9 protein-coding genes and 1 pseudogene are annotated in these 9,817 nt (G+C 68.1%); 3 read left to right on the forward strand and 7 right to left on the reverse strand.

The genetic code is table 11. The annotated features are described in order from the left end of the window. The 7 genes and pseudogenes from AX744_RS00780 to AX744_RS00810 form a co-directional block, all read right to left on the reverse strand. Window positions 1-616 (reverse strand): annotated as a pseudogene (locus tag AX744_RS00780) (hypothetical protein); the annotation flags it as partial. Between the two features lie 25 nt (window positions 617-641). After that, window positions 642-1,454 (reverse strand): carbohydrate ABC transporter permease, encoded by an 813-nt coding sequence (locus AX744_RS00785; protein ID WP_058631048.1) that lies wholly within the window; start codon window positions 1,452-1,454, stop codon window positions 642-644. Then, window positions 1,454-2,329, reverse strand: coding sequence for a carbohydrate ABC transporter permease (locus AX744_RS00790; RefSeq protein WP_058631047.1), 876 nt, complete (start codon window positions 2,327-2,329; stop codon window positions 1,454-1,456). Before AX744_RS00790 ends, AX744_RS00785 begins: the two co-directional genes overlap by 1 nt. Window positions 2,330-2,337: 8 nt before the next feature. Continuing rightward, window positions 2,338-3,606: an ABC transporter substrate-binding protein gene (locus AX744_RS00795; RefSeq protein ID WP_061015118.1), complete on the reverse strand. Its 1,269-nt coding sequence runs from the start codon at window positions 3,604-3,606 to the stop codon at window positions 2,338-2,340. A gap of 89 nt (window positions 3,607-3,695) precedes the next feature. Beyond that, window positions 3,696-5,534, reverse strand: a complete 1,839-nt coding sequence (locus AX744_RS00800; RefSeq protein ID WP_082738355.1) for a class I mannose-6-phosphate isomerase — start codon at window positions 5,532-5,534, stop codon at window positions 3,696-3,698. Next, window positions 5,531-6,421: an ROK family protein gene (locus tag AX744_RS00805; RefSeq protein ID WP_061015119.1), complete on the reverse strand. Its 891-nt coding sequence runs from the start codon at window positions 6,419-6,421 to the stop codon at window positions 5,531-5,533. Before AX744_RS00805 ends, AX744_RS00800 begins: the two co-directional genes overlap by 4 nt. A gap of 205 nt (window positions 6,422-6,626) precedes the next feature. Then, a complete protein-coding gene (locus tag AX744_RS00810; RefSeq protein ID WP_061015120.1) occupies window positions 6,627-7,649 on the reverse strand; it encodes a LacI family DNA-binding transcriptional regulator in 1,023 nt (340 codons plus the stop codon). 227 nt (window positions 7,650-7,876) lie between these two features. Here AX744_RS00810 and AX744_RS00815 point away from each other — a divergent pair, with 227 nt between their 5' ends. The 3 genes from AX744_RS00815 to AX744_RS00825 form a co-directional block, all read left to right on the forward strand. Beyond that, window positions 7,877-9,064: a MalY/PatB family protein gene (locus AX744_RS00815; RefSeq protein WP_082738357.1), complete on the forward strand. Its 1,188-nt coding sequence runs from the start codon at window positions 7,877-7,879 to the stop codon at window positions 9,062-9,064. 96 nt (window positions 9,065-9,160) lie between these two features. After that, complete coding sequence (locus AX744_RS00820; RefSeq protein ID WP_058631043.1) at window positions 9,161-9,391, forward strand: hypothetical protein; 231 nt, start codon at window positions 9,161-9,163, stop codon at window positions 9,389-9,391. Continuing rightward, window positions 9,388-9,817: 3-keto-5-aminohexanoate cleavage protein (locus AX744_RS00825; protein WP_231728712.1), on the forward strand; the 430-nt coding region annotated here is incomplete at its 3' end. The genes AX744_RS00820 and AX744_RS00825, both read left to right, overlap by 4 nt.

The raw sequence follows: 9,817 nt of genomic DNA on the forward strand, positions 1-9,817 counted from the left end.
CGCCGCCGCGGCCGTTGCCGCCGATCCCGGTGTCGAATGCATCGGGCAGGTCGGCCACACCGCTGAGGGTCGCGGTCCCGCCGATCAGGCCCTGCACGCTCCACGCCGCGGCATCGGTCGAACCGAACACGAGGCACCCGCCGTCGACGGTCGCGGTGTCGCGTTCCGACGGTGATTCCGCGTCGAGCCAGGCCTCGGTCGACCGGGTCACGCGGGCCGCAGACGACAGGCCGATCCGCACCTCACGCTCGCCCGCACCGGAGTTGCGCACCGCGATGTCGATCGCCACCGCTGTCTTCCCCGGCACGCACACGGTCGTGGTCTCGATCTCGAGCTCACCCACGCTCGCGCGCCGCACCACCCCGTCGGGCCGCCACTCGTGCGTGACGGGCACGCCGTATGACGCGAACAGGCGGCCGTCGACGAACAGCACGGCGGTCTGCGTGAGTCCTTGCGACACCGGTGGGAACTGCACGGCGCTGAGCGCGGTCAGGTCGTGGTCCACGCGCACGGTGCCGAGCATGTTCGTGAGGCCCGTGGGCGCGATCATGTCGTCGTAGTGATGGGTGACCGCATCGGCGACCAGATCCTCGACGGTGGGGATGAGGGGATTCATGATGCCTTTCGAGGCGGGTTGGGGGTCAGTACTGTCCGAGCGCGAGGCCCTTGGCGAAGAACCGCTGTGTGCACAGGAACAGCACCACGGTGGGGAGCGAGACGAGCACGGCCGCGGCCAGCACGACCGACATCTGCGCGCCGCCGTAGGTGCTCTGCATTCCCGACAGCGTGGTGATGATGGGGCGGATGTCGTCGGACTGGCTGAGCGTGAGGCCGAGCAGCAGGTCGTTCCACACGAACGTGGCCTGCAGGATGAAGATCGCGACCAGCGCGCTCGACGCCATCGGCAGGTACAGACGCACGAAGATGCGCCAGGTCGTGGCACCGTCGAGCACCGCGGCCTCGAACACGTTGTGCGCGACGCCGGTGAAGAAGTTGCGCATCACGAACGCCGAGAACGGGATCGAGATCACCGTGTAGATCATGATCATGCCGACGCGGGTGTCGAACAGCCCGGTGCGCGAGTAGGCGTCGAACAGGGGCAGCAGCACCATCTGCAGCGGGAAGACCGTGCCGCCGAAGATCACGACGAACCATAGGAATCCGCGCTTGAGGCGCAGGGCCACGATCGCGAAGCCGGCCGCGGCGCCCACGAGCACGGCGATGGTCGGCGACACGATCGAATAGATGAGCGTGCTGACGATGCTGTCGCCGATGCCGGAGAGCTCGAGCGCCTGACCGAAGTTCTCGAACAGGTGGAAGTCGGTGGGGATCCACGACTCCTTCGAGGTGAAGGTGGTCGGGTCCTTCATCGCGTTCACGACGAGCAGGTAGGCGGGCAGGAGCCACACGATCCCGAGGACGACGAGCACGGTGGTGCGGATGATCTTCGACATCACATCTCCTTCTTCGGGGAGAGCTGCTGGCGCAGGTACAGGACCGAGGCGACGAGGGTGATCACGGTGAGGAACACCGCGATCGCGGAGCCGAGCCCGTAGTCGCTGTTCACGAACGTCTCCTTGTACATGGTCAGCGCGAGGGTCTCCGAGACGGTGCCCGGTCCGCCCTTGGTCATGCCCCATACGATGTCGAAGGTCTTGAGGCTCGCGACGATCGAGAGCCCGACGACCACGGCGGTGAGCGGCCGCAGCATGGGCCACAGGATGCTGGTGAACAGACGCGCCCCGCCGGCGCCGTCGATGCGCGCGGCCTCGAGCGGCTCCTTGGGGATGGCCTGCAGGCCGATCGTGAACAGCAGTGCGTTCACGCCGACGCCCTGCCACGACGACGCGATGATCATCACGACCGTGTTGAGCGGAGCGTCGAGGAGCCAGCGCGGTGGGTCGGTGATGCCGAACGCGGCGAGGGCCTGATCGAGCGCTCCGCCCGAGGAGAGGATGAACGACCAGACCACGCCGACGCCGATGCCGGAGAGGGCGTAGGGGATGAGGAACGGAAGGCGCAGCCAGATGCCACCCCCGAGGTTCCAGGTGAGCAGCGCGATCGCCAGGCCGATGCCGACCGGGATGATCAGGGTGCCGATCACCCAGAGCACGGTGTTCATCGCCGAGCCCACGAAGTCGCCGTCGGTGAACATCTCGACGTAGTTGTCGAGCCCGATCCACTTCGGGCTGCCGAGGCCGTTGTACTTCGTGAAGCTGAGGAACACCGTCCACAGCAGCGGGAGGTAGAGCAGGACCGCGACCAGGATCACGCCCGGGGCGATGAAGCCCCGGGCGGACCACTGGTAGGGCGTCTTCTGATGCGTCATCCGCCCGCTTACTCCTGCTCTGCCCAGTACTTGTCAGCCGTGGCCTGGATCTTCCCCAGGAACGGCATCGGGTCGCCGGGGTTGGCGTTGAATGCGCCGAACTGCTCGATCGCGGTGGTCACGATCTCGGTGGGCATCGCCTCGAAGAACCGGTCGTAGAGCATGTAGTCGTCGCCGGCGATCTGCTCGCCGATCTCAGCCAGTGCGGGGTCGGAGACATTCGCTTTCGGGTTGAACGCGACGTCACCGTGTGCGTCGTTCCACGCGGTCTGTGCGTCGGGCGACATCCACCATTCGGCGTAGGCCAGGCCGAGGTCGCGCTGCTTCGAGTTCTCGGCGGTGCAGATCGGGCCCGACTCCACGGCCACCGGTGTGGCATCGAGGTCGTCGCTGACCGCGGGGATCGCGAACATGCCGTAGTCATCGGTGGTCATGCCGGCGCCTTCGAGGTTGCCGGCGAAGAACGTGCCGAAGTTGATCATGGCGTAGTCGCCCTGCTTGAGGCCGACCGCGGGATCGGTCGTGCTGCCCGCGTCGCTGAACCAGCCCGCCTTCTGCTCGTCGAGCCAGACGTTCATGATGTCGACGATCTCGGGGTCGGTGTACTTCACGTCGCCCGTGGTGAGTCCGGCGTACAGGTCGGGGTCGGTGGAGGCGACCAGGTGCTGGAACCACTGGAAGGTGAACAGCACGCTGGTCTGGTAGTACGGGGTGACCCCTGCATCCTTCAGCGTCTCGGCGGCGGTGTTCAGCTCGTCCCAGGTCGTCGGCACCTCGATGCCGTTGTCGGCGAAGGCGGCCTTGTTGTAGAACATGATCCAGTAGGCGATGTTCATCGGCACGCAGTACTGCTTACCGTCGAAGGTATAGCTGTCACGCAGGTCTTCGCTCACCCAGCCCTCGTCGACCGCCTTGGACCAGATGTCGGTGGTCTCGGCGACCAGACCCTCGTCCACGAGCTGCTTGAGCGACTCGCCGGTGTGCCAGGTGAACAGTCCCGGCGACTTGTCGGTGCGGAACGACTGCTTGATGAAGGCGTCGTACTGGTTGGCGTCGGAGTAGCCCGTGGTCTTCAGGGTGATGTCGACGGCATCGCCGCTGACCTCGTTGAGCGACTCGAAATCGGGCTTCCACGCCGCCTTGTCGGTGTAGAAATCGAGCGTGCCGGTGACCTCGCCCTCCCCGCCGGATCCGGAGTCGCCGGAGCATCCGGCCAGCGCCAGGGTGCCGAGGAGGAGACCGGCCGCGGCGGCGGCGATCGTGCGTCGCGAAATCATTCTGAACTCCCTTGTTCGTATTTCTCGGGTGTGCGGTGTGTGTCGGGTGTGCGGTTTCTCGGGTGCGGTGCTCGTCGGGTGCGGCGTCTTCAGCTGTCGCTCGAGCGCGAGCCGCGCACGTAGGCCTTGACGGTCGCGAAGCGCGGACTGCGCGAGTTCTCGGTGCGCCGGATGAGGTAGGCCCCGACGGCGGCCGGGACGATGAACGTCTCGGCGTAATGGATCACGAAGGGAGCGAAGGCGTCGGTGGGGCTGACCACCTCGACCTCATCGCCCTCCACGAGGTTGAGCACGTTCACGGTGCCCTCGGTGTCATGGTCGGCCGTCTGGGTGAACCAGTGTCGACGCACCTCGATGAACTCGAGCTCGTGCAGGCCCGTGCTCTCCTCGATCACGTCGCCGTCGGTGCGGATGGTCTCGACCTGGTCGATGAGGTTGTCGCCGACCCAGGTGGTGTCGCGGTCCCACTGGATGTTGTTGGCGCCGTGGTCGAGGTGCACGGGGCGGGGGATCCCGTCGAGTCCCACCCGGCCCCAGTCCCAGAGCTTGAAGGTGAAGATGAACGGCGTCGCCGAGATCTCCAGCACCATCGAGTTCGCGCCGGAGCAGTGCACGGTTCCGGCGGGGATGGCGAAGTGGTCGTGCTTGCGGGCCGGGAACGAGTTGACGTACTTCTCGGCGGGGAACGGGTGCTCGCCGTCCTGGGCCGTCGCCAGCTCCTGGAGCATCTCGGCGGGATCGATGCCCTCCTTCGTCCCGAGGTACACCACCGCGTCGTCGCCGACATCGAGCATGTAGTAGCTCTCGTCCTGCGTGTAGTGCATGCCGAACGTGTTCTGGATGTAATCGGTGAGCGGGTGCACCTGCAGGCTGAGGTTGCCGCCGTCCATGGTGTCGAGGAAGTCGAAGCGGATCGGGAACTCGGCGCCGAATCGCGAGAACGTCTTCGCGCCCAGCAGGTCGACAGGGCGGCTGAAGACGAGGTCCAGGGCGGGGATCTCGATCACGCCGCCTTCGCCCTCCAGCAGCAGCGAGTTCTCCTCGGGGACGCAGTCGAAGCACCAGGCGTAGTTGTCCTTCGAGGGGTCGAGGCCGATGAGGTTCTTCATCCACTGCCCGCCCCACACGCCGGGGTCGAAGAACGGGACGACGCGGAACGGGCGACGCGCGGCGTCCTTCAGGGCCTGACGGAAGGCGGCTCCCGTGATCATCCCCGCCTCCGGCGAATCCGGATGCCGCTCGGCCGGCGAGATCGCATTGCCGTCGAGCACGAAGTCGACCGTGTCGAACAGGGCGCGCTTGTGACGGTCGGCGGTGCGCCATTCCACGAAGAAGCCGCGCTTGTACTTGCGGAGGTTGTCTTCCGAGGCGTTGTCGGCGCGCCAGTTGGTCGCGCCCTTGCGCTGGCGCAGCTGGATCTCCCAGCGGGCCATGTCGACGAGCACCGTCACGGCGTCGCCCGTCAGGCGCGGGGAGAGCAGGGCCGCGCCCCAGCCGATCACCACGGTGGGGTTCTCGACGACCGTGTCTGCCAGGGCGTCGAGCTTCGCGGTGTCGTAGAAGTCGGTGAGGGCGAAGTGGCTCATGACACCGAAGACGCGGTCGTCGGTGAGGCTCGGGGCGATCAACTGTTCGACCTCGGCGACCGGCCGCGCGGCGGCCTCGACGTCGACGACCGCCCACTCCGGCAGCGACTGGCGCACCTGGGTGGTGAGGGCCTCGACGTCCACTCCGGGGTAGGTGTCGATCAGCAGCACGGGGGCGGTGCCGGTCACCCGGGCGCAGGCTTCGGCGAGCTCGGCCGCCGCCGTCCAACCGTGCGCGCCGCGGAGGATGCGCTCCCCGGCGGGCAGTGCCACGGTGGGCTGGGTGTCGTAGCGACCTCGGGTGGTGTGCCCTTCATGCATGTCGCTGATCGGGGTGGTCACTGTTCCTCCTGCGGGATGGCGGTGTGGGTGGTGGCGGTGTGGGTGGTATGGATCAGGGTGCTGAGCCCGCGGACGACGGAGAGTTCGGGCTCGGGCGGGACGACGAAGTGCGGCGGGGTCAGCGATGGCCATAGGTGCTCGCGCACGAAGTCCTCGATCGGTGCGCTCACGGCGTCGCCCGCGCGCAGGATGCCGCCGGAGAGGATCACGACGGCGGGGTCGTAGGAGTGCACGAGCGACGTGACGACGGCGCCCCAGACGTGCAGGAAGCGGTCGCGCAGGTCAGGGTGCGCGTCCGTGGTGAAGACCTGCGTCATGGAGACGTGCTCGGGGAGTGCCCTGGTGCTCGCCAGTGCTTCGCCGCAGCCGATGTTCCCGCACGGGCAGGTGGGGCCGTCGATGTCGACGGTGAGGTGTCCGCCCAGGATCCCGGCGTGGCCGGTGCGTCCGCGCAGGGGCGATCCGTCGATCATCGCCGCGGTCCCGATGCCGGTGCCGAGGGTGACGAGCACAGCGTCGCGTTCACCGGCCGCGCTGCCCGAGGAGGTCTCGCCGATCAGCGCCGCGCGCGCATCGTTCTCGACCACGGACGGCAGGTCGAACTCGGTGTGCGCCCAGGCGTGCAGGTCGATGTCTTCGAGGAAGTCGTACTTGGCGTTGGCGTGCAGCATCCGGTCGCTGCGGGGGTCGACGACTCCAGGGACCGCGATGCCCACGGCGTCGGCTGCGCGGCCGGTCTGATCGAGGAGTGCGCGGGCATGAGCGGCGGCCTTGTCGAGGTCGGTGGGAGTGCCTTCGACCGGGATGCTACGCGAGCCGACGACATGGCTGCCGTCGGTGAGGGCGATCTTGATCTCGGTGCCTCCGAAATCGATGCACAGCTCCATCCGGCCTCCTCGTCGATGATTGGTAACGTTATCAACGCGGAGGTGAGGTGTCAACACGTTGCGTACGCCCCGCCCAGGCCGCTTCACTTGCATGATCGGCGGACGGATGCATGAGCCGCGGCGCGGAATGGTTCATGCATTCGGGGGTGGGTCATGCATGTGAGCCGGGAAGCAGCAGTGCGGTGGGGAACCGCGCCCGTGCGCGTCAGCGCACGCCGCGCAGTGACACGGGCAGTTCGAGCTCGCGGTGCTCCCTGTCGCGCTCGCCGCCGTCCAGGCGGTCCAGCAGCAGGCGCGTGGCGGTGCGGCCGAGCTCGCGGGGGTCGTGGTCGATCACGCTGATCGGCACGGGGGAGAGCTCGGCGAGCTCGAAGTCGTCGAAGCTCACGATCTCGGGGAACTCCGACGCGGGGCGCGACCCGGCGTTGAGCTGGCCGTTGATCTCCTTGAGCGCACCGATCGCGTTGCGGTTGTTGGCGCAGAAGATCGCGGTGGGCGGATGCGACGCGGCGAGGAGCGTTCGCGTCGCCTCGCGCGCCTGATCGACGGTCTGCTGGTTCGTGGCGACGAGCTGCGGGTCGACCGTGAGGCCCCGCTCCTGCATGGCGCGGACGAAGCCCGCGTAGCGGCGCTCGCCGGTGAAGATCGACAGCGCATTGCCGAGGTAGCCGATCCGGGTATGTCCGCGATCGATGAGCGCCGTCGTCCCGCGGTGGGCGCCTTCGTCGTCGGCGAGCACGACGCTGTCCACGGCGAGTCCTTCGATGCGTCGAGAGGCGAGCACGACGGGGACACCCTGGTTCTGCGAATGGGCGAGGTGCGCGGAGGTCGTGCCGGCGGGGACGACGATCAGCCCGTCGACGCGGCGGCCGAGGAAGTCGCCGACGAGGTCGGCTTCGCGCGCAGGGTCCTCCGAGGTGTTGCCGAGCAGGATGCGGCGACCGGTGAGGGCGGCCTCCTCTTCGACGCCGAGCGCGAAGGTGGAGTAGTAGGGGTTCGCGATGTTCGTGATCGCGACGCCGATGAGGCCGCTCGAGTGTCCTGGACGGATGCTGCGTGCGTTCTCGTTGCGGTGGTAGCCGAGCTCGGCCACGGCCTCCATCACGCGCTGCTGCACGTCGGGTTTGACGTTGAGTCCGCCGGAGAGCGTGCGGGAGACGGTCATGGGGCTGACGCCGGCTCTGGTCGCGACTTCCTTGACGGTCGGGCGGCGCGCTGGTTCGCTCATCACTGCCCTCCGAATGTGGTGCCGTCGATCAAGGGAACGTTACCAGCGCCCCTCCGGTTCTGCGGAGGCATCGACCGCCGTCACGGTGGGAAACCCGAGATGCGAGGGAGCGGGGCCGTCCGTAGATTGGACTGGTCCCGCTGCGAATGGAGTTCCCCGTGTCCGAGATCCGCGTCCTGCGTCTTTCCTGTATCGACGCCGCCGACTGACTCGGCGGGACCCAGACCATGACCTCCGCCTCCCCCGTGCATCCGTTCGATGCCCGCACCCGTCTGTTCCTCGACCGGCCGCAGAGCCGCAAGTGGAGTCTGCACCCCGGACACATCGGCGCCTGGGTGGCGGAGATGGACTTCGGGGTCGCGCCCGAGATCGCGGAGGCGCTGCATCGCGCGATCGACGACGAGAACCTGGGATACCTCTCCCCTCCGCAGGCCGCGGAGCTCGGTGAGGCGACGTCTGAGTGGATGCGCGACGAGTACGACTGGGCGGTCGATCCCGAGCGTGTGCATCCGGTCTCGGACGTGATGGCGGCCCTCGGCGTCGCGGTGCAGGAGTATGCGCCAGCGGGTTCGCCCGTGATCGTGCCCACCCCCGCGTACATGCCGTTCCTGACCTACCTGCCGGCGATCGGACATCCGGTGATCGAGGTCCCCGGCGTCGAGGTCGACGGGCGCTGGCAGCACGATCTGCAGCGCATCGATGAGGCGTTCGCTGCCGGCGCGAGGACGCTCGTGCTCTGCAACCCGCACAACCCGACCGGCACGATCGTCGGGCGTGATGAGCTGGAGGCGATCGCAGAGATCGTCGAGCGGCACGGCGGGCGGGTGTTCGCGGATGAGATCCACGCCCCGCTGCGCTATGAGGGTGCGTCGTTCGTGCCGTACGCGTCGGTGTCGGAGGTGACGGCCGCGCATACGGTGACGGGAACGAGCGCCTCGAAGGCTTGGAACATCCCTGGGTTGAAGACGGCGCAGCTGATCACCTCGAACGAAGCCGACCAGCAGCTGTACAAGCGGTTCGGTTTCGCGGTGCAGCACGGTGCGGCCACGCTCGGGGTGGTGGCCTCGACGGCGGCATACCGGTCGGGCAAGCCCTGGCTGACGGAGGTGGCCGACTACCTCGACGGTTCCCGGCGGCAGCTGGCGACGCTGGTGGAGGAGCACCTCCCCGGAGCCGTGTATCACGTGCCCGAGGCGACATACATCGGGTGGATCGACACCGCGGCGCTCGGGATTCCGGGGCCGCCCGCCGAGTTCTTCCGCGAGCAGGCGGGGGTCGTGCTGACCGAGGGACGGCTGCTCGGGCGTGGCGCCGAGGGTCACGTGCGGGTGGTCTTCGCGACACCCCGTCCGATCCTGGAAGAGGCGTTCGCGGCGATGGGCGATGCCGTGCGTCGGGCGGGTCTTCTGGTCTGAACCGGTCTCGCTCGGGCGATGGGGCGGAGGCTGTCAAGCCCCTCCGTCGTGTCGGTGGTCTGACGTAGAAAGGGATGCGAGAGAAGGGATCCCGCCATGGCTGCAGGCGACATCGAGACGTTCCACCGCAACGGCATCTGGTTCAACCGCATCGAGGGGGAATCGCAGACGTTGGGGAGCAGCTTCATGAGCGAGGCCGAGGCGGTCAAGGTCGGCCGCAGCGCGGCGGTGGCGCGTCAGGTCGAGCACACGGTGCGCGCCGAAGAGGGCCCGTCGACCGACTCCTCTCCCTATGACCTGCACCCCCGCGAACTGATCGGCCGATGACCGCGCCGGACTCCAACCCGCCCGCCCGGCCTCCGCGTCGGATGCTGTTGCAGGCATGCGTGAACGGCGCTCGTGATGCGGTCGAGCACCCGTGGTTGAGTGCGGATGCGTCGGTCGTCGCCGACGATGCCGCGCGTGCTGTGGTGGCGGGAGCGCACGAGGTGCATGTGCACCCGAAAGACGAGGCGGGTCGCGACAGCCTCGCCGCCGACGATGTCGCCCGATGGGTGGCCGCGGTGCGCTCCGCGAGCCCCGGTGCGCCGGTCGGCGTGACGACGGGAGCGTGGGCCGAGCCCGACGTCGAGCGCCGCCTTGCCGCCATCGAGGCGTGGACGGAGCTACCCGATCACGCGTCGGTCAACTGGCACGAGGCCGGCGCCGATGAGGTGGCCGCGCTGCTGCTTAGGCGCGGCGTCGCGGTCGAGG

This window comes from Microbacterium sp. CCH5-D1 (assembly GCF_001557335.1).
GTDB lineage: Bacteria > Actinomycetota > Actinomycetes > Actinomycetales > Microbacteriaceae > Microbacterium > Microbacterium oxydans.

What these genes read in the sequence shown, in the direction of transcription:
- AX744_RS00815 (WP_082738357.1), top strand. Translation starts at nt 7,877, where the DNA reads ATGACCTCCGCCTCCCCCGTGCATCCGTTCGATGCCCGCACCCGTCTG.
- AX744_RS00790 (WP_058631047.1), bottom strand. Translation starts at nt 2,329, where the DNA reads ATGACGCATCAGAAGACGCCCTACCAGTGGTCCGCCCGGGGCTTCATC.
- AX744_RS00810 (WP_061015120.1), bottom strand. Translation starts at nt 7,649, where the DNA reads ATGAGCGAACCAGCGCGCCGCCCGACCGTCAAGGAAGTCGCGACCAGA.
- AX744_RS00820 (WP_058631043.1), top strand. Translation starts at nt 9,161, where the DNA reads ATGGCTGCAGGCGACATCGAGACGTTCCACCGCAACGGCATCTGGTTC.
- AX744_RS00795 (WP_061015118.1), bottom strand. Translation starts at nt 3,606, where the DNA reads ATGATTTCGCGACGCACGATCGCCGCCGCCGCGGCCGGTCTCCTCCTC.
- AX744_RS00785 (WP_058631048.1), bottom strand. Translation starts at nt 1,454, where the DNA reads ATGTCGAAGATCATCCGCACCACCGTGCTCGTCGTCCTCGGGATCGTG.
- AX744_RS00805 (WP_061015119.1), bottom strand. Translation starts at nt 6,421, where the DNA reads ATGGAGCTGTGCATCGATTTCGGAGGCACCGAGATCAAGATCGCCCTC.